At 61.7% G+C, this 17,163-nt stretch carries 17 protein-coding genes; 11 read left to right on the forward strand and 6 right to left on the reverse strand.

Annotation, left to right across the window (positions count from 1 at the left end):
- The first annotated feature begins 1 nt into the window (after position 1).
- From lspA to ACLI1L_RS04845, 5 genes are read left to right on the forward strand one after another with little or no spacing between them, the layout of a single operon-like run.
- Positions 2 to 493 (forward strand): signal peptidase II, encoded by a 492-nt coding sequence (lspA, locus tag ACLI1L_RS04825; RefSeq protein WP_034655419.1) that lies wholly within the window; start codon positions 2 to 4, stop codon positions 491 to 493.
- The gene (locus ACLI1L_RS04830; RefSeq protein ID WP_086587410.1) at positions 486 to 1,412 is read left to right on the forward strand and encodes an RluA family pseudouridine synthase; all 927 of its coding nucleotides are present in this window, start codon (positions 486 to 488) and stop codon (positions 1,410 to 1,412) included. Before lspA ends, ACLI1L_RS04830 begins: the two co-directional genes overlap by 8 nt.
- Positions 1,409 to 1,945 (forward strand): hypothetical protein, encoded by a 537-nt coding sequence (locus ACLI1L_RS04835; protein ID WP_086587411.1) that lies wholly within the window; start codon positions 1,409 to 1,411, stop codon positions 1,943 to 1,945. The genes ACLI1L_RS04830 and ACLI1L_RS04835 overlap by 4 nt, the downstream gene beginning before the upstream one ends.
- A gap of 60 nt (positions 1,946 to 2,005) precedes the next feature.
- Positions 2,006 to 3,028 carry an HNH endonuclease signature motif containing protein gene (locus tag ACLI1L_RS04840; RefSeq protein WP_411708218.1) on the forward strand — a complete coding sequence of 341 codons (1,023 nt, stop codon included), beginning with the start codon at positions 2,006 to 2,008 and terminating at the stop codon, positions 3,026 to 3,028.
- 13 nt (positions 3,029 to 3,041) lie between these two features.
- Positions 3,042 to 3,311 (forward strand): permease, encoded by a 270-nt coding sequence (locus tag ACLI1L_RS04845; protein WP_086587413.1) that lies wholly within the window; start codon positions 3,042 to 3,044, stop codon positions 3,309 to 3,311.
- Here the strand turns inward: ACLI1L_RS04845 and rarD are convergent.
- A complete protein-coding gene (gene rarD, locus ACLI1L_RS04850) occupies positions 3,298 to 4,167 on the reverse strand; it encodes an EamA family transporter RarD (protein WP_411708219.1) in 870 nt (289 codons plus the stop codon). The two genes, ACLI1L_RS04845 and rarD, sit on opposite strands and share 14 nt — an antisense overlap.
- A 27-nt stretch (positions 4,168 to 4,194) precedes the next feature.
- On the opposite strand from rarD, the gene dnaE reads away from it, so the two are divergent.
- Positions 4,195 to 7,767, forward strand: a complete 3,573-nt coding sequence (dnaE, locus tag ACLI1L_RS04855) for a DNA polymerase III subunit alpha (RefSeq protein WP_411708220.1) — start codon at positions 4,195 to 4,197, stop codon at positions 7,765 to 7,767.
- A gap of 73 nt (positions 7,768 to 7,840) precedes the next feature.
- A complete protein-coding gene (locus ACLI1L_RS04860; protein WP_411708221.1) occupies positions 7,841 to 9,031 on the forward strand; it encodes a cobalamin-independent methionine synthase II family protein in 1,191 nt (396 codons plus the stop codon).
- Positions 9,032 to 9,080: 49 nt separating this feature from the next.
- Here the strand turns inward: ACLI1L_RS04860 and ACLI1L_RS04865 are convergent, their stop codons facing one another.
- Together ACLI1L_RS04865 and ACLI1L_RS04870 are read right to left on the reverse strand one after the other, a co-directional pair.
- Positions 9,081 to 9,566, reverse strand: a complete 486-nt coding sequence (locus ACLI1L_RS04865) for a hypothetical protein (protein WP_411708222.1) — start codon at positions 9,564 to 9,566, stop codon at positions 9,081 to 9,083.
- Between the two features lie 62 nt (positions 9,567 to 9,628).
- Positions 9,629 to 11,476, reverse strand: a complete 1,848-nt coding sequence (locus tag ACLI1L_RS04870) for a choice-of-anchor I family protein (RefSeq protein ID WP_411708223.1) — start codon at positions 11,474 to 11,476, stop codon at positions 9,629 to 9,631.
- 99 nt (positions 11,477 to 11,575) lie between these two features.
- Between ACLI1L_RS04870 and ilvA the strand changes: the two genes are divergently transcribed.
- Genes ilvA through ACLI1L_RS04890 form a run of 4 tightly spaced genes read left to right on the forward strand, consistent with a single transcriptional unit; the run spans position 11,576 to position 14,114 of the window.
- Positions 11,576 to 12,844, forward strand: coding sequence for a threonine ammonia-lyase IlvA (gene ilvA / locus ACLI1L_RS04875; RefSeq protein WP_411708224.1), 1,269 nt, complete (start codon positions 11,576 to 11,578; stop codon positions 12,842 to 12,844).
- The gene (locus ACLI1L_RS04880) at positions 12,844 to 13,482 is read left to right on the forward strand and encodes a YigZ family protein (protein WP_086587420.1); all 639 of its coding nucleotides are present in this window, start codon (positions 12,844 to 12,846) and stop codon (positions 13,480 to 13,482) included. Before ilvA ends, ACLI1L_RS04880 begins: the two co-directional genes overlap by 1 nt.
- 2 nt (positions 13,483 to 13,484) lie before the next feature.
- Positions 13,485 to 13,724: a hypothetical protein gene (locus ACLI1L_RS04885; RefSeq protein WP_049361101.1), complete on the forward strand. Its 240-nt coding sequence runs from the start codon at positions 13,485 to 13,487 to the stop codon at positions 13,722 to 13,724.
- On the forward strand, positions 13,725 to 14,114 hold the full coding sequence (locus ACLI1L_RS04890) for an RNA-binding S4 domain-containing protein (protein ID WP_023021235.1): 390 nt from the start codon (positions 13,725 to 13,727) through the stop codon (positions 14,112 to 14,114).
- 10 nt (positions 14,115 to 14,124) lie between these two features.
- Here ACLI1L_RS04890 and ACLI1L_RS04895 read toward each other — a convergent pair whose 3' ends face one another.
- The 3 genes from ACLI1L_RS04895 to ACLI1L_RS04905 all read right to left on the reverse strand — a co-directional run bounded on the left by ACLI1L_RS04895 (position 14,125) and on the right by ACLI1L_RS04905 (position 17,159).
- On the reverse strand, positions 14,125 to 15,123 hold the full coding sequence (locus ACLI1L_RS04895) for a GTP pyrophosphokinase family protein (protein ID WP_411708225.1): 999 nt from the start codon (positions 15,121 to 15,123) through the stop codon (positions 14,125 to 14,127).
- Between the two features lie 10 nt (positions 15,124 to 15,133).
- Positions 15,134 to 15,751 (reverse strand): hypothetical protein, encoded by a 618-nt coding sequence (locus ACLI1L_RS04900; RefSeq protein ID WP_023021237.1) that lies wholly within the window; start codon positions 15,749 to 15,751, stop codon positions 15,134 to 15,136.
- A 76-nt stretch (positions 15,752 to 15,827) separates the two neighbouring features.
- A complete protein-coding gene (locus tag ACLI1L_RS04905) occupies positions 15,828 to 17,159 on the reverse strand; it encodes an exonuclease domain-containing protein (protein WP_411708226.1) in 1,332 nt (443 codons plus the stop codon).
- Positions 17,160 to 17,163 lie beyond the last annotated feature (4 nt).

The following is a 17,163-nucleotide window of genomic DNA, read 5'->3' on the forward strand; positions in this document are numbered from 1 at the left end:
GGTGAGTCAAAAACGAAGGAGCAAGACAGGACTTATCGCCGCAGTAGTCATTGCCGTGGCGCTGGTGGATCAAGCCGTGAAGCAGGTAATGCTCTCCATCCTTAACGAGGGCGAACCCCTGCCGGTGATTGGGGACTGGTTCCGGTTTACGCTGCTTTTTAATCCTGGTGCCGCCTTTTCCATGGGCGGGGAGGGATCTACGTGGCTGTTTACTACCATCCAATTGGTCTTTGTGCTCGGCGTGGCCGTAGCCGCCCCGCGCATTACCCACTCCGGTCAGGCAGTAGGCCTAGCGCTCATTGCTGGCGGTGCGCTGGGTAATTTTGCCGACCGCATCTTCCGCGCCCCCGGCTTCTGGTTCGGGCACGTGGTGGACTATATTTCGGTTGGCTCTTTCGCCGTATTCAATATCGCAGATGCGGCTATCACCTGCGGAGTGGTGCTTTTCATTATCACCATGGTGCTGGAGGAAAGGAAGGCCGAGCATGAATAGGCAGATGCGCAGCTTCCCCATCCCCGAAGGGCTAGAAGGCATGCGTGCCGACGCCGCCCTGGCCAAGCTCCTTGGCCTCTCCCGCAGCGCCACCGCGCAGCTATGTGCCGAAGGCAGCGTCACCATCGATTCCCAAGAATTGGGCAAATCCGAGCGTTTGACCTCCGGCAACGTGGTTTCCGTGCTTTTACCGGAGCCAGAAAAGCCGCTGCTGCCCCGCGAGGAGCTCGTCGAAGGCATGGACGTGCTCTACAGCGATGCCGATATCATCTGCGTGCATAAGCCGGTGGGCGTCGCCGCGCATCCGAGCGTGGGGTGGGACGGGCCAACGGTCATCGGTGGGCTGCGCGCAGCCGGCTATACGGTAGCTTCTTCCGGTCCGACTGAGCGCCAGGGAATCGTGCACCGCCTCGATGTGGGTACGTCTGGGGTGATGGTCGTGGCCTCTTCGGAGCGTGCTTACTCCGCGCTCAAGCATGCCTTTAAGTACCGCAGCGTGAAAAAGACCTACCACGCCGTGGTCCAAGGCCTGCCAGATCCCATCGAGGGCACCATCGATGCCCCCATCGGCCGCCATCCCAAGTCCGGCTGGAAATTCGCCGTGCTTGATGACGGCAAAGCGGCCGTTACCCACTACAGCCTTATCGAGGCCTTCCGCGAGGCCAGCCTCATCGAAGTGCACCTGGAGACTGGCCGCACCCACCAAATCCGCGTCCACATGTCTGCCACCGGGCACCCGTGCGTGGGCGATCCCATGTACGGCTCCGATCCGAACCTGGCCAAGCGCCTTGGACTCGAGCGGCAGTGGCTCCACGCGGTAAAACTCGGCTTTACCCACCCCGGCACCAGCAAATGGTTTGAGATTCAGGCGCCTTATCCAGCCGACCTCGACCATGCCTTGGAGGTGCTGCGGGGATGAAGGAGGTCTACCGGCGGCGTCGGCTAGCGGCGTTGGCGGTGCTCGCGGTGCTTGTGCTGGTGGCGCTGGCGCTTTTCGGCGCGTTGGGGACCCAGGCTTCTTCGCAGGTGCAGGGAGACCAGCTGGGCCCCGATGGGGAATCGCGCGCGGAGTATATTGCGCGCGTGGCGGGCAGCGACATTCCCGATGAGCCTGCCTACGCCCTGGTTACCTTCGACGATGATCTACCGCCCGTAGCCGCCGCGGCCGCAGTTGCAGCGGCCCCGCGCATGGATGCCATCCTCATTGGCTCCACCGCCCCCATCGACGTCCCCGAACCGAGCGCTGGTGAGGACCGTGCCGCCGTCATCCAGCGCGCCTTCGACCGCATCGATGCTTCCTATGGGCAGCGGCCCAGCGCGGTAAGCGCAGTTGTGGTGTGGGGATCGGGCGCCCAGCTTGCCGACGTCGCCTCCACCCCCTCCGTTGCCGCCGTCGAACCCGCGCCTGCCGACGCCGCCTGGGGCAGCTTCGCCATCCGCCCTCCCAGCTAATTTCGCCTTCTATGCTCCCGCAGCGCGCAGTGCCCATGCAGCGCTTTTAGCATCAGGGGCATGGAACATATTCGGGCCTATATCGCGGCACTGAACTCGGCAATGGATATCCTCGCCGAGGCCGCCGCCGTTTCTGCTACCGACCTTGCCGCCGCCGGCATGCCCGATGCCGCCGCGGAATCTATTGCGCAGCTCGCACAGGTCTATTTCGGGCCCACACGCTTTCGCCGCCGCCAACGGCGTGCGGTAGCCGGGGCTCAGCGCAATCGGCATTCGTTGCCGACGCTGGAGATTATTGAGAAACATGCGCGACGTGCGCCCACCCAAGCTCGCGCCTGGGCCCTGCGCGCCGAGCTTGCCCATATCTCTTGTGATACGCGGGAGATGGAAAAGCTCGCCCGTGCAAAGCTGCGCAAGTTGCGTGCGCCAAGTGAACCCAAGCCGGGCGTGCGGCTGCGGCGCCGCGCCGCTGGAAAGCCGTGGACGCTGTCTATCACCGGTCCTTCCGCGCTCATTGCGGAACTTCACCAGCATGCCGGCTCGCTTGCCGACGTCGCCTCTTTCTTCCGCACCGGCGCCTCTACCTCTACCGTGCGCACTAATGTTGTGGTGCCACTAGATCAATTGGTCGGCGTGGCCCATGGCAGTGATGATGTGGTGCTGACCATGACCAACGGCGCGCAGATAACCGGTGCCGAATTGGCTCAGCGCGCGCTGGCAGAGGAGGGGTTTGTCACCCTGCTGCATCCCGTGGAAGGTCCGGTGAACCTGTACCGCATGCGCCGCGGGGCGACCTGGAAGCAGTTTATGATGGCTGCGGCGGAAAACCCCACCTGCCCGGTCAAGGGCTGCCACAAGCCTGCCGATGAGTGCCAAGTCCACCACATATTCAGCTGGGCCGGCGGCGGGTGGACGAACGCGAAGAACCTCACCACCGCCTGCGCCTATCACAATGGCCGCAACGATGACCACCGCACCGGCCCGCCGCGCAACGGCCGCTTCGAGCGCACGGCCCGCGGCGTGCGCTGGGTCAACCCCTGGGAAGAGCCCCCGCCGGATCTGGTTGACACTAGCCCTACTTAGGTAGGCTAGACTTATGTTCTCGCAGCAGCCTTTTTCGCAGTGGATGCCCAACTACAAGTTTGCTTATATCGCCGCCTGGGTTTCGGCGGTGGTCTCCGGCATCGCACTGCTTATTGGCCTCGTTTCCGGCGGCACCCCGATGACGCTGGTGTTTTCGGGGATCGTGTGTGCCTATGGCATCTTCCTTATCGCAGTGATGCCCCGCTGGGCGCTGAAAGCGGAGGAAGAACAGGCCGCACGACGCCGTGCTCGCGCTGCCCGCGAGGAACTCAAGCGCTCCTAGCCATGCGCACTAGGTCGACCACGTAGATTGCTACGGCTAAGCCGATGATGCCGAAACCGATCCAGCGGTGGGTCGAAAAGTGCTCGTGGGTGACGAAAAGCGCCCATAGCATTTGCATGATGGGGGTGAGGTATTGGAGCATGCCGATTGTCGATAAGCGTAGCGTCCGCGCGCCCTCTGCAAAGCAGAGAAGCGGCAGCGCGGTGATTAAGCCGGCGCTTACCAAAAGCAGCGCGTGGCCGGTGCCTTCGCTCGCGAAGGTGCCTTGGCCGCTACTTTCTAGCCACAGGATGTAGCCCACCGCTAGTGGCGACATCACGAGCGCTTCCGCTGCCACCGAGACGGCCGAGGATACCCGCACTTGCTTTTTGAGCAGCCCATAAATCCCGAAGCTGAAGGCCAATAACAGCGAAATATATGGCGCCTGGCCAGTAAAGAATGTCAAATACAGCACCGCGATGGCCGCAACTCCCACCGCGCCGGCCTGCCACGGCCGCAGCCGCTCTTTCAAAAACACCATGCCGAGGGCAACTGATACGAGGGGATTGATGAAGTATCCCAGCGCCGCATCGGCTACGTGGTTGCTATTAATCGCCACCACGTAGGTGCCCCAATTAGCCGTGATGAATACTCCCGCGGCCGCGAGCCATCCCCACGTGCGCTTGTCCATGCGCACTAACTCGCGCCATCGGCCGGCGAGGCACAATAATCCCGTGACCAACACCGCGGTCCACAGCACGCGGTGGGCCAGGATTTCTAAAGGCGATGCCGGCAACAAGAGAGGGAAGAACGCGGGGAAAAATCCCCACATGATGTAGGCGACCAGCGTGTAGAGCATCACAAAATAATAGCCCATTTTGACCGCCCCGCTATGATGAGCCGCATGGCCAAAAACTCCTCCTTCGTCCACCTGCACAACCACACCGAGTTTTCCATGCTGGACGGCATGGCCAAGGTCGATATGCTGGCAGACGAGGTGGTCCGCCAGAAAATGCCGGCCGTAGGCATGACCGACCACGGCAATATGTACGGCTCCGATGCCTTCTACCGCCGCATGACCGGTGCCGGCATCAAGCCCATCATCGGCATCGAGGCGTATATGGCACCGGAGTCTCGTTTCAATAAAAAGCGCGTGCTATGGGGCACACCGGACCAAAAGCGCGACGATGTCTCCGCTTCCGGCGCCTACCTCCACCAGACAATGATTGCGGAAAACGCCACCGGCCTGCGCAACCTTTTTACCCTGTCCTCGTTGGCCTCCTATGAGGGCCAGCTGGGCAAGTGGCCGCGCATGGATGCTGAGCTCATCGCGGAGCATGCTGACGGCATCATTGCCACCACCGGCTGTCCTTCGGGCGACGTCCAGACCCGCCTGCGCCTCGGCCAGTTCAATGAGGCGCTTGAGGCTGCGGCCATGTGGCAAGACATCTACGGCAAAGATAACTTCTTTTTGGAGTTGATGGACCATGGGCTGGACATCGAAAAGCGCACGCGCGATGGCCTATTAGAGATCGGCCGCAAGCTGGACCTGCCGCCGCTGGTGACCAACGACTGCCACTACGTTTTGGAATCCCAGGCGCCGGCGCACGAGGCGATGTTGTGCGTGCAGACCGGCAAGACCTTTATGGACCCTGATCGCTTCAAGTTCGGCGGCACCGGCTACTACATTAAATCGGCCGCGCAGATGCGCGAGACTTGGGACGATATGATTCCAGATGGCTGCGATAACACGCTGTGGATTGCCGAGCGTGTACAAGACTACGGCGAGATTTGGGAAGAACACACCCACGATCGCATGCCTATTGCCGACGTCCCCGAGGGCCACACCCCAACTTCCTGGCTCACCCACGAGGTTATGGAGGGCCTGGAAGCGCGCTTCCCCGGCCAGGATGTTCCGGAGGAATACATTGAACGCGCGAAGTATGAGATTTCCGTCATTGAGATGAAGGGATACCCGTCCTACTTCCTGATCGTGGCCGAGCTCATTAAGCACGCGCGCTCGGTGGGCATTCGTGTAGGGCCAGGCCGTGGTTCGGCGGCCGGCGCGCTTGTCGCTTACGCACTGACCATTACCAATATCGACCCCCTGGAACATGATCTCCTTTTCGAGCGATTCTTGAATCCCGAGCGCCCGTCCGCTCCCGATATCGATATCGACTTCGATGACCGCCGCCGCGGCGAAATGATTACCTATGCGGCCGAGCGCTGGGGTGAAGACAAGGTGGCGCAGGTGATTACCTTCGGCACGGTGAAGACCAAGCAGGCCATTAAGGACTCGGCCAAGGTGCACTTTGGCCAGCCCGGCTTCCAGATGGCCGACCGCATCAACGGCGCGCTGCCGCCGGCGATCATGGCCAAGGACATTCCGCTTAAGGGCATCACGGACCCGGACCACGAGCGCTACTCCGAGGCTGCCGAGGTCCGCCAGATGGTGGAATCCGACCCGGATGTGAAAAAGATTTATGACACGGCGCGGGGCTTGGAGGGCGTCGTCAGGCAGGCGGGCGTGCACGCCTGTGCGGTGATTATGGCTTCGGTCCGGCTCATGGACCACATTCCTATGTGGAAGCGCCCGGCCGACGGCGCTTATATCACCGGCTGGGATTACCCGGCGTGCGAGGCCATCGGTCTGCTGAAGATGGACTTTTTGGGCCTGCGCAACCTCACCGTTATCGGCGATGCGATCGAAAACATCAAGCGCAACCGCGGCGAAGAAATCCACTTGGAGCAGCTGCATGCCGACGACCCCAAAGTCTCCAAGGTCTATGACCTGCTCTCGCGCGGCGATACGCTGGGCGTCTTCCAGCTCGACTCCGGCGGTATGCAAGAGCTGCTCAAACGCATGAAGCCAACCGGCTTTAAAGATATTGTGGCATCCCTTGCGCTCTACCGCCCCGGCCCGATGGGCGTCAACGCCCACTGGGACTATGCGGATCGTAAAAACGGCCGGAAGGAAATCACCCCGATTCACCCGGAGCTGGAAGAGCCCCTGAAGGAAATCCTGGATGAGACCTACGGCCTCATCGTCTACCAGGAGCAGATCATGCGTATCTCGCAGAAGGTCGCCAACTACACGGCCGGTGAGGCGGATGGCTTCCGTAAGGCGATGGGTAAGAAAAAGCCCGAGGTGCTCGCTCAGCAGTACGACAAGTTCTGGGGCGGCATGCAAGAAAACGGCTATTCAAAGTCCGCCATGGATGCGCTTTGGGGCACCATCGAGCCCTTCGCGTCCTACGCGTTTAATAAGTCCCACGCCGCGGGCTATGGCCTGGTGTCTTTCTGGACGGCCTACCTCAAGGCCTACTACGCACCGGAATACATGGCCGCGCTGTTGACCTCGGTGGGCGATAAGAAAGACAAGTCCGCCATCTACCTTTCGGACTGCCGCCACCTGGGGATTAAGGTGCTCCCGCCTTCCGTCAACGAGTCCGAAGAAGACTTCCAGGCGGTGGGAGAGGATATCCGCTTCGGCATGGGCGCTATCCGCAACGTCGGCTCGGAAGTGGTGGAATCCATCATTAAGTCGCGCCACGACAAGGGCGCGTTTACCTCGTTTGGTGACTACCTGGACAAGATCGAGCTGACCGCCTGCACCAAGCGCGTAACAGAAGCGCTCATCAAGGCCGGTGCCTTTGATGACTTGAACCACCCGCGCAAGGGTCTCATGCTCATTCATGAAGACGCGGTGGATGCGGTGCAAACCACCAAGAAGGCCGCTGATAAGGGCCAGTTCGATCTTTTCGCCGGAATCGGCGGAGGAGAAGATAACGAGGTCGCCAATGCCTTTGCCATGGATATCCCAGAAGATGAGTGGGACCGAAAGCACGAGCTTGCCCTCGAACGCGAGATGCTTGGCTTGTACGTGTCCGGCCACCCGCTCGATGGCTTCGAAGAGGCGCTGGCCGCGCAAACGGATACCCCGCTGACTAAGATCCTCAACGATGAGGTGCGCAACGGCCAAGAGCTCATCATCGGTGGCATCATCTCGGGCGTGGACCGCCGGTTCTCCAAGCGCGATGGCTCCCCATGGGCCATTGTCACGGTGGAAGACCACAACGGCGCACAGGTGGAAATCTTGGTATTCAACAAGGTCTACTCTCTCGTCGCCCCGCAGATTGTGGAGGACAACATCATCTTGGCGCGCGTGAACGTCAAGATTCGCGATGAGCGGCGTTCCCTGTTCTGCTCCGATATTCGCGTTCCGGACCTCGGCCCGGGCGGGGGTGCGGGCCTGCCGCTGCGCCTGACTATGCGCACGGACCAGTGCACTATGGAAAATATTGCCCGGCTCAAGCAGGTTCTGCTCAAAAACCAGGGCGAGTCGGACGTGTATCTCGAGCTTGTCGACGGTTCCGAGTCCACCACCATGATCCTCGGCGACCACCTGCGCGTGGAACGCTCCGGCAACCTCATGGGCGATCTCAAAGCCACCATGGGCGCGGGCATCTTAGGCTGAATCTAATTTCGGTGGCCGGCTACCCCCTCCACTAATATAGACAGCACAGTCTATTTTTGATGGAGGAAACCTGATGGTTGCTAAGATTCGCACCACCCATGTCGGCTCGCTGCCGCGCACCCCGGAGCTCCTGGAAGCCAACCTGAAGCGCGGGGAGCTGCCGGCCGCGGAGTTCCAGGGGATTTTGGAGGCTGCGGTGGCGGACGTCGTCAAGCGGCAGCTCGATCTGGGCCTCGATATCATTAACGAGGGTGAATACGGCCATATCACCTCGGGTGCTGTGGACTATGGTGCATGGTGGAATTACTCATTTAGCCGCCTGGGCGGGCTGACGATGACGGATACCGACCGCTGGGAATCGGCTGAGGTAGTGCGCTCCAAACCAGGGGAGCCGCGGCTGACGTCGTTTATTGATCGCCGCGACCGCGCGCTGTTCTCCGAGGCCTACAACGACCCGGATTCTGGCATCTTCACCGGTCGCGCCAAGGTGGCAAACCCAGAATTTACCGGCCCGGTAACCTACATCGGACAAGATGAGGTCGCCGCCGATGTCCGCATGCTTGCCGACGCCCTACCCTCCGGCACCCCAGGCTTCATCGCCGCCCTTTCCCCCGGTTCGGCCGCGCGCCTTAACAACCGTTACTACGACGATGAGCACCAGCTGCTTGCCGACGTCGGCCGAGCCATGCGCACCGAGTACCAAGCCATCACCGATGCCGGACTCACCGTGCAATTCGACGCACCTGACCTGGCCGAGGCATGGGACCAAATCAACCCGGAGCCGTCGGTGGAAGACTTCCGCGGATTCATTTGCGAGCGCATTGACGTCCTCAATGATTCCATCGCCGGCCTGCCCAAGGAACAAACGCGCCTGCATATCTGCTGGGGCTCCTGGCACGGCCCGCACGTTACCGACGTGCCCTTTGCGGATATCGTCGAGGAAATCCTGCGCGCCGAGGTCGGCGGATTCTCCTTTGAGGCCGCTTCGCCGCGCCACGCGCATGAGTGGCGCGTCTGGCAGGACCACGCATTGCCGGAGGACACCGTGATTTATCCCGGTGTGGTTTCGCACTCCACCAACGCGGTAGAGCATCCGCGCCTCGTGGCAGATCGCATCATCCAATTCGCCGAGGTAGTCGGCCCGGAAAACGTCATCGCGTCGACCGACTGCGGCCTCGGCGGCCGCCTGCACCCCCAGATTGCTTGGGCGAAGCTGCAGTCCTTGGTCGAGGGCGCAGAGATTGCTACCCGAGAACTCTTCTAAAACGCATAAAGCCGCTCCGGAGTTCCGGGGCGGCTAAATTATTCAGTGCTTAGAAGCGCACGCCCAGCTGCTTGAGGGCATTCTTCATCGGCTCCAGCACAGCCGGGTTCACCGTGGCAACCATGTTGAAGGCCTGCAGCAGCGCGGCAACGAGGCTGGCAGCCACGGTAACCCAGCTCATGACCTCGAGGAACTTCTCCGGGGTGGAAGAGCCCCAGATGGGAAGCTTCTTGAGCGCCTCGATCTGTTGCGCCTCTGCCTCCTCGGCCACGCAGTCCGGCTCCTTCGGCATTCCGGAAGAGCCGTAGCCGTTAGCCAGGCCCTGCATGAGCTCCTGCGGGGTGCGGGCGGAAGAACCGAGCTCGCCGCTCTCGATCTTCTTGAGGTGCTCTTCCTTGGCCTTGTCGACCTCGGCCTGGCACTCAGCCGAGATTTGCTTTGGCTGCTCTTCTGCGGCAGAAGCAGTAGCTGGTGCGACGAGGCCTGCTGCCACGGCGGTGGCGGCGACGAGGGAAATGCTAAGACGGTTGCGCATGGTTCTCCTTTAGAGTGAGAGGTATTAGCCCCAAATAATTTAGCAGCTAAACCACGGAAGGTCTATGGCAAAAGCTTGCGCACCTGTGCCGGTAGCAGTGCGTAGAACCCGTCGACGGTCTTCGGCAAGAAGCCTAACGCCCCGCCAATCAGCCCGCCGAGGCCCACCAAACCGGCGATGATTCCGACGCCGGCAGCGATGCTGCTGCCGTGACTGGAGCCATTGGGCTTAGCGGACGTGGAGGGGGAGTTGGCGGCGTCGGCAAGCAGGTCCTTGACGGAGAATACCGTGGTGGTGCCGGATACCTCGTTGCCGGCGATAAGCAGGGCAACATCGATAGGGGAGTCGGCGGCGGGGACGAAAGCTAGCCCCTCAGGGCCGAGGTCACCGGCTAGGGTCGTGGCGGCGACATCGTCTTCGTCATAGCCAACGGAAAAATCCCGATTATTGACGTAGGTGACAAATTTTGCTTCGGCGGGGGTCGTCACATCGTAGACGAAGATGCCGCCCACACGCTCCGCGCCGATAAAGGCGTAGGTGCGATCGCCAACCTTGCCGATGGTCAGGGCTTCTGGCTCCGGTCCCTTATTATCAGAGCGGTCATCAAAATCGGGGTCCTCATTATCGGCGTTAAAGTTCAGACCAGGAATGTCTTTGGTGATTTCCTCAAAATTCGAGCCGGAGTCGAAGACGACGTTGCCCTCGCCGTCGTAGATGCTAAAGGAACGCGAGCCATAGGAATACAAGCCATCGAAGCAGCCCTTTTCCTCGTTCCAACCAGAAGCGTTGGATAGCTTGAGATTGCCGGCAAACTTCTTGTCCTCGATACCTTCAGGGAGCTCGAGGTCAGTGCAGACCTTTCCGTCTTCTACTAGGTCCTTCAGCTCCACTTCGTCGGTATAGCCACCCCAGTCGCGGGCATCGCCCTCGTTGGCGGTGGCGAAATAGGTCTGGCCCTCTGCCTCGAAAGCGCCGATGGAATCCGGCATGGACAGACCCTTGACCGGGATTGTACGCAGCTCGGCAGCGTCATCTTTATTGGAGGGATCTAAAGGCACCTGGGAGTGGTCTGCGATGTGTGCAGGCAGGACCTTTTCTACCGTGGCAGACTCGATATCGATGACCGCGATGGCGTTGTTTTCTTGCAGCGTGGCGTAGGCTTTGCCGCCCACAGAGGAAATATATTCCGGCTCGAAGTCCCGCGAGGGCAGGTTATGGTGCTCGGAAGGGCCGAAGACACGGATGGAGGGGTCAAGGTCGGCGGTGTCAAAGGCGGTGAAGTCGGCCGTGTGGACGTCGCTAAGCGTGGGTGCTGCCACGCCAGCGGGCAGGCTAATGACAGAAACGGAGCCCTCCGGATCCTTGAGATAGGCGGTGCCTTCGGCATTGAGGGCATCGGAAGGCTCACCCTCATTGGCTACGAGCGCGTGGCGGCCGTCGGCAGTCAGGTGCACGTTATCTGGCAGCGCGCCCACGCCCACGCGCCCGAGCTCCTCACCGGTTGCGGCGTTGAAAAATAGCGCCTCGCCGTTGTCGGTCTTATCCGCCTGCTGCACCGCGGCGACGGCCAAGCCATCGGGGCGCACGGCCACGGAGTTGACTTCCTTGTCACCACCGGCGGAGATGGCGCCGATCTTGTGCGGGTGGGAGGGATCGGACCCATCAAGGATGTCGACCTCGCCGGAGCGCGCATTGACGGTGAGGATGCGCTGGGACGCGGCGTGATAAGCGACGATTTCGGCGGCCGATTTGCCCAGCACACCCGATTCATGAGAACCGATGGGGCTAAGCCGCAGCGCAGCGTTGGGCGCGGAATGCTCCAGCACGTTATCCACGATGTGGGCATGCGCGGCAGGGGAGCAGGCGAGGACGAGCGAGGAGGTAACGCAGAGAGAGATGCGTTTGAGCATAGATATTCCTTTCTTGTGGTTATGTCCACTATTGCCTACGTAGGTAACGCTGCAACTAAAGGCCAGTGAATTTCCAGTGAATGGGTAGACTGTCAAGACATGACTGATTCGACCATCCATGCATCCGATATCCAGCAGGCGCAGGCACGGATTAGCTCGGAAATCGCCCCGACTCCGCTGCAGTATTGCGCCCGGCTGTCGGCCGAGACGGGCTGCGAGGTCTACCTCAAGCGCGAGGATCTACAGGACGTGCGCTCCTATAAGATTCGTGGCGCGTTAAACGGGATGTCGAATCTGCCGCAAGAGCAGCGGCACCGGGGAATTGTTACGGCCTCGGCCGGCAATCATGCGCAGGGCGTGGCTTATGCCTGCCGCACAATGGGAATCTCCGGCAAGATTTTTGTGCCAGAGCCCACGCCGATGCAAAAGCGCGACCGCATCCTGGTTCACGGCGGCGACCAAGTAGAACTGGTGGTAGTTGGTTCCAACTTCGATGAGGCAGCCGCAGCCGCGCATGCCGACGCCGCCGAGCGCGACGCCGCCTTCATCGAGCCCTTCGACGCCCGCGATACCATCACCGGGCAGGGCACCGTAGCCGCAGAGGTTCTCGCGCAGCTTTCGGCCAAGGGCAAGTCGCCCGATGCCGTTGTCGTTCCCGTAGGAGGCGGCGGCCTGATTTCTGGCATCACCTCCTACCTGGCGGATATGGCACCGGATACTCGGGTGGTGGGCATGGAGCCGGAAGGGGCGGCGTCGCTAAGAGCGGCGTTTGACCACGGGGGCCCGGTCACGCTGGATGCGGTCGACCCCTTTGTTGATGGCGCGGCCGTAAAGCGCTTGGGCGCGCTGCCCTATGAGATTTTGGACGCCAATCGCGAGCGCCTGAGCTTTGACACCGTGTCCGAAGGCGCGGTGTGCACGGACTTGCTCAACCTGTATCAAAATGAGGGCATCATTGCCGAGCCGGCCGGTGCACTGTCGGTGGCGGGCTTGCACCAGCTGGACCTGAAACCGGGCTCGACGGTGGTATGCGTGATTTCCGGCGGCAATAATGACGTGCTGCGCTATGCAGAAATCATGGAGCGCTCCCTAGTCCACCGGGGGCTCAAGCATTACTTCCTGGTGAACTTCCCGCAGGAGCCCGGGCAGCTGCGCCACTTTTTGCACGAGATTTTGGGTCCGACCGATGACATCACACTCTTTGAGTATCTCAAGCGCAATAACCGGGAAACCGGTGCGGCGCTAGTGGGCCTGCAGCTTAGCCGCGCCGAGGATCTCGACGGCCTGCTGCAACGCATGGGTGAATCCAAAATTTCGGTGCAGTACCTCAAGCCCGGCACCCCCGAGTATGAATTCCTCGTAGCCTAATGCAAAATTCTTATCGTCGCCCAGTAGGCCAGGTCGAACACGAAATTGAAATCAAGCGTTCCCGATTTATTACTTTGATCGGCCGCGTCACCAATGAGGAAGAGGCCCGCGCGTTTATCGACGCCGCCCGCACCCGCTTTCCCGACGCCCGCCACCACTGCTCCGCTTACATCTATCACGTCGACGGTGCAAACCCAGTGGAACGCTCCTCCGATGATGGCGAGCCCTCCGGCACTGCCGGAAAACCCATGCTGGATGTGGTCAAAGGCTCCGGCATGCTCGATGTCTGCGCAGTGGTAGTGCGCTACTTCGGTGGCATCAAGTTAGGCGCCGGCGGCCTCGTGCATGCCTATGGTGGCGCGGTGAGTGAGGCCATGGAAAAGGTGCGTGCGGTAACCCGGGCGCGCCGGGAGCTCTATGCCGTGGAGTGCCCACATGCAACGGCCGGGCGAGTGGAGGCGGATCTGCGCGGGCGCGACTATGAGATAACCGATACCGCCTACGCGGCCGCTGTAACCTTTACTGTGGCCGTGCGCCCAGGTGGGCTAGAAGAGCTGGAAGCAACGCTCGCAGCGATCTCGCAGGGCCAGCTCGCGGCGGCAGAAGCTGGCAGCGCGTGGGTTGAGGTAGGATCCTGAACATGAGTATGCAGCAGCGACCGAATAACCCCATTGCGCAGCGCAAGCAGCAGGTGCGCAAACACTCCCGCAACGCCGTTGTGTGCGTGGCTGGCGGCCTCGGCGTGGGCGCAGTGCTGGGTGCGCTATCGGCTAGTTTCTGGGCCTGGATGTTGGTGGGCGCCATCGTCGCCGTAGTTGGTGGCGGCTATAACTGGCTGAAGATCCAGAAAATCGTCAACGAGAACCACAACCAATACTAGATGCCGGCACCGCAACCTAGCGGCCGCCCCGTCCGGATTGATGCCTGGGTGTGGGCCGTGCGCATGTTTAAAACCCGATCCGCGGCCGCGACGGCCGTGCGCGCCGGGCACGTGAAGATAAATGGTGAAGCAGTCAAGCCCTCCCAGCAGGTGGTGCCGGGCGACCGTGTGCGCGTGTGGCGCAATCACCACGAGCATGACCTTGAGGTCTTAGCGACTGTGGCCAAGCGCGTGGGCGCACCCGTGGCGCGCACGTGCTACACGGACCATGCGCCGCCGCCTCCACCCAAGGAGTTTATGCCGTCGGTACCCGTGCGCCCACGCGGGGCGGGACGACCGACGAAGAAGGAACGCCGCGATATGGAGAAATTCCGCGGCGGTTTCCGATAATCAGCCGAAACTAGTGGGCAGCGCGCAAAGCTTTCAGGCGCGCACTAAGCCGACGCTTGCGGCCCGGTCGGTCACCGGATTCGGCGGTGGCCTCGATATGCTGCTTGCCAAATTTGTTGAGCAGCAAGTCGTCGATAAGCCGCACCTGGCCGGGACGGAAGCGGTAGCGCATGGCGTCGTGGACGTGGGCAATGGCAGTATCGTCAAGCAGCTGCTCGAGCTGGCTCAAGTGGCGCACGCCGTTTTGCTCCAATAACTCCGCCAAGAATCGGTAGTGCTCCGAGCGCGAGAGCGGGAAGCGGTTGCCCAGGATAATGGCCAGCACGCCCGGTAGGGTCTCGGCGGTAAGCTCGACGTCCCTATCGGTTTCCGTACTGGGGGCCTTGAGCGCAGCAATCTCGTCAAATTGTTGGTCCGCAAGCTCGATAAGCCCCGCGGCCAAGGTAAAGAGGCGGTCTACTTCAGGTGAGGGCGGGTTGGGCCCCTGCTTGTAGCGGATATCGTGCTCAAACTCCGCCCATGCGTGCTGCAGAACGGTGCGAATCTGCACCTCAAAGGTCCAACCTACGTAGTTCGCGAGCTCTTCCATTGCGGCAGCGCTATCTTCGGTCACGGTGAGCACGAGGTGGTGGGAGCCGTAGCCAAAGCCGCCGGAAATGCGGGTCTCGGCTGCTTTATCAACGGAACGCTCGACTTTAAACGATTCACCAAAAACGCTCAGCGCTTCTGGAATGGCGGTGGAGTGAAACAGCGTGACCCGCACCCCCATCACATCGTGGATCTCCTGCCACGGCTGGGGGTAGACAAAATCGCCGTTCTCGCGGCGCTTTTTGGCCTTTGCCTTAAGCGAGGGCCAAGTTTTGACGCGGGTAGAAACGCGGTCGAAGATGATACCGGCGTCATTGAGGAGATCCTCGATGGCGGTGCGGAAGTCCCCCGCAGCGGTGGGGTGGTTGCGCGCCCAGTCGTGGTACTGGTTGCTTAGCCGCGACATCCTACTTTCCGGCATGGTGCTCCTTTCATAACTCCCGCGGGAATCCGTTAGACCATACTAGCGGGCGCGGGTGGAGCACGGTGCGATGGTAGGGCACGCGCGCGACGGCATCGGCAGCCAGCTGGCAGGCATAGGTGTCCGGCAGGCGGGCAAAAACGAAGAGGGTGGCGGAGTCTGGGACAAGGTAGGTCAGCGAGTGCGAACGCAGGAGGCGGCGCATGTGCTTGTCCAGCACAGTAAATGTTTCTGGGTGAGCGATCCAGGAGGAAATCGGTGCGCCGTGGGAGCGAACCTGTAGGCCCCCGAGGTGGGAGGCGGAAGGGAGCTCGCAGGCAGCCGGACGAGTCCAGAAACGCAGTCCCTGCGAATCGAGGGCGGCGCGTTGCAGGTTATGTGAGGCGTGGTTCCACGCCCGGCGCGTGGAAATGTCCATGTCTGCCAAGCCGCGGTGGCTTAGTCGGCGGAAGCTACGCTTGCCTGGAAAGACAAGCGCCATGGACAGGCTGGGGGAGAGCTGGATGGTGGCAAGGGAGTCGCAAAAGCCGTCGTCGGAAAGCCGCTGTTCTTTTAGCCAGGAACGGGCAAAGAGGGCAGGCAGCAGGTTTGCGGTGGTAGGACGCGGCGAACGCAGGGCGACGGTCACGACGGGGCTCTCCAGTGGGCTAGGGTGCAGTCGCCTTTATTGGACTGGAGAAACCGCCGTTTGGTTCCCGGGAAAATTAAAAGGGCGGCTCGGCGTCGAGTTGGAGTTCGGCAAAGAGCTTATCGGCCGGCCAGATGTCGATTTTTTGGCCCTTGGCCTGCAGTTCCTCCGCACGCTTTTCCTTGGAGGTTTTCTTGGCCCATTCGCCCACGATAAGCAGCGTGGTCTTTTTGGTGACGTTTTTGGCTACCTGGCCGCCGCGCTCGGCGATGCCCTGCCACAGCATCCCCTTGTCATAGGGCTCGAAATCACCGGTGAGGGTGACATACTTCCCGTAGAGTGCGCCTTCCGGATCAGCGTCTGGATTGGGCTCGGGGATAGTATCTGGCGTGGCGACAGACTGCCAGGGGGCGGGACCACCGGATTTCTTTTTTGCCGAGCCGGCCGCGCGGGTCTGGTCGCGGAAGTCGGTGCCTGCGCCGAGGTCGGCGCCGGAGGTCGGGGCCGTGTGGGCGCGCAGGACGGGAAGGACGGCCGTGGACTCGAGGCGGCCAAGGGTGAACTTGCGGGCGGTGAATAGATCGCGGATGCTGCCGGTGTGTCCGAAGCGCTCTGCCAAGCGGGCGATGATTTCGCCGGCTGCGCGGGCATCTTCGGTGGCGTCGTGGTGGCTAAAATCCGGCGCGGAAAGGTGGGCTGCGACGGTGGGCAGCTTGTGATTGCGCACCGAAATTACCTTGGCTTTAGAGGCGTCGCGGGCTAGCGCGAGGGAGCATGCCAGCGGCACCGTGGGTACCTCGGCGCCGGCGGTAAGCAGGCCGGAGCGCAGTGCGGTGGAATCGAATTGGGCGTTGTGCGCGACAAGTACGTCGCCGCCGAGGAAGTCGAAGAGCTTTTTGGCGACGTCGGCAAAAGCTGGCGCCCCTTCCACATCGCTCGCGGTAATGCCGTGGATGGAGACGTTTATATCCGCAAAGTGCTCTAGGCCCGGTGGAGGGGTGCACAGCCAGGAACGGGAGTCGGTCTCTTGGCCATCGCGGAAGCGAACCGCGCCGATTTGGCAGATGGAGCCCCAGTTATCATTGGCCGTTTCTACATCCACGGCGGTGAAATCGAGCCCCGGGATGGTGGCGGTGGCGGAGGGGGCCTCGCCGCGCTGGGCGGCGGCGATGGCGCGGGCGACGGCCTGCGGGTCTTGGTGCGGGGCAAAAGCGATGGAACCGGCGGCGCCAAGGTCGAGGGCGCCAAAGCCGGTGGCGGTCGGTTCATTCACGCGCACAGTGTCGATGGAATCGAGCGGGATACCCTGCGTGGCGGGGGCGCCAAGGCTGGTGGCCAGCAGCGTGCGGTGGAGCACGAGTTTATCCGCTGTGACATCGATGAGTACGCCGTGCGCGGGAAATGACACGAGG

Source organism: Corynebacterium sp. LaCa117 (assembly GCF_046717765.1).
Classification (GTDB): domain Bacteria; phylum Actinomycetota; class Actinomycetes; order Mycobacteriales; family Mycobacteriaceae; genus Corynebacterium; species Corynebacterium kefirresidentii.

What these genes read in the sequence shown, in the direction of transcription:
- ACLI1L_RS04890 (WP_023021235.1), top strand. Translation starts at nt 13,725, where the DNA reads ATGCCGGCACCGCAACCTAGCGGCCGCCCCGTCCGGATTGATGCCTGG.
- ACLI1L_RS04870 (WP_411708223.1), bottom strand. Translation starts at nt 11,476, where the DNA reads ATGCTCAAACGCATCTCTCTCTGCGTTACCTCCTCGCTCGTCCTCGCC.
- ACLI1L_RS04845 (WP_086587413.1), top strand. Translation starts at nt 3,042, where the DNA reads ATGTTCTCGCAGCAGCCTTTTTCGCAGTGGATGCCCAACTACAAGTTT.
- ACLI1L_RS04895 (WP_411708225.1), bottom strand. Translation starts at nt 15,123, where the DNA reads ATGCCGGAAAGTAGGATGTCGCGGCTAAGCAACCAGTACCACGACTGG.
- dnaE (WP_411708220.1), top strand. Translation starts at nt 4,195, where the DNA reads ATGGCCAAAAACTCCTCCTTCGTCCACCTGCACAACCACACCGAGTTT.
- ACLI1L_RS04880 (WP_086587420.1), top strand. Translation starts at nt 12,844, where the DNA reads ATGCAAAATTCTTATCGTCGCCCAGTAGGCCAGGTCGAACACGAAATT.
- ilvA (WP_411708224.1), top strand. Translation starts at nt 11,576, where the DNA reads ATGACTGATTCGACCATCCATGCATCCGATATCCAGCAGGCGCAGGCA.
- ACLI1L_RS04840 (WP_411708218.1), top strand. Translation starts at nt 2,006, where the DNA reads ATGGAACATATTCGGGCCTATATCGCGGCACTGAACTCGGCAATGGAT.
- ACLI1L_RS04835 (WP_086587411.1), top strand. Translation starts at nt 1,409, where the DNA reads ATGAAGGAGGTCTACCGGCGGCGTCGGCTAGCGGCGTTGGCGGTGCTC.
- ACLI1L_RS04830 (WP_086587410.1), top strand. Translation starts at nt 486, where the DNA reads ATGAATAGGCAGATGCGCAGCTTCCCCATCCCCGAAGGGCTAGAAGGC.
- ACLI1L_RS04865 (WP_411708222.1), bottom strand. Translation starts at nt 9,566, where the DNA reads ATGCGCAACCGTCTTAGCATTTCCCTCGTCGCCGCCACCGCCGTGGCA.
- ACLI1L_RS04860 (WP_411708221.1), top strand. Translation starts at nt 7,841, where the DNA reads ATGGTTGCTAAGATTCGCACCACCCATGTCGGCTCGCTGCCGCGCACC.
- rarD (WP_411708219.1), bottom strand. Translation starts at nt 4,167, where the DNA reads ATGGGCTATTATTTTGTGATGCTCTACACGCTGGTCGCCTACATCATG.
- ACLI1L_RS04885 (WP_049361101.1), top strand. Translation starts at nt 13,485, where the DNA reads ATGAGTATGCAGCAGCGACCGAATAACCCCATTGCGCAGCGCAAGCAG.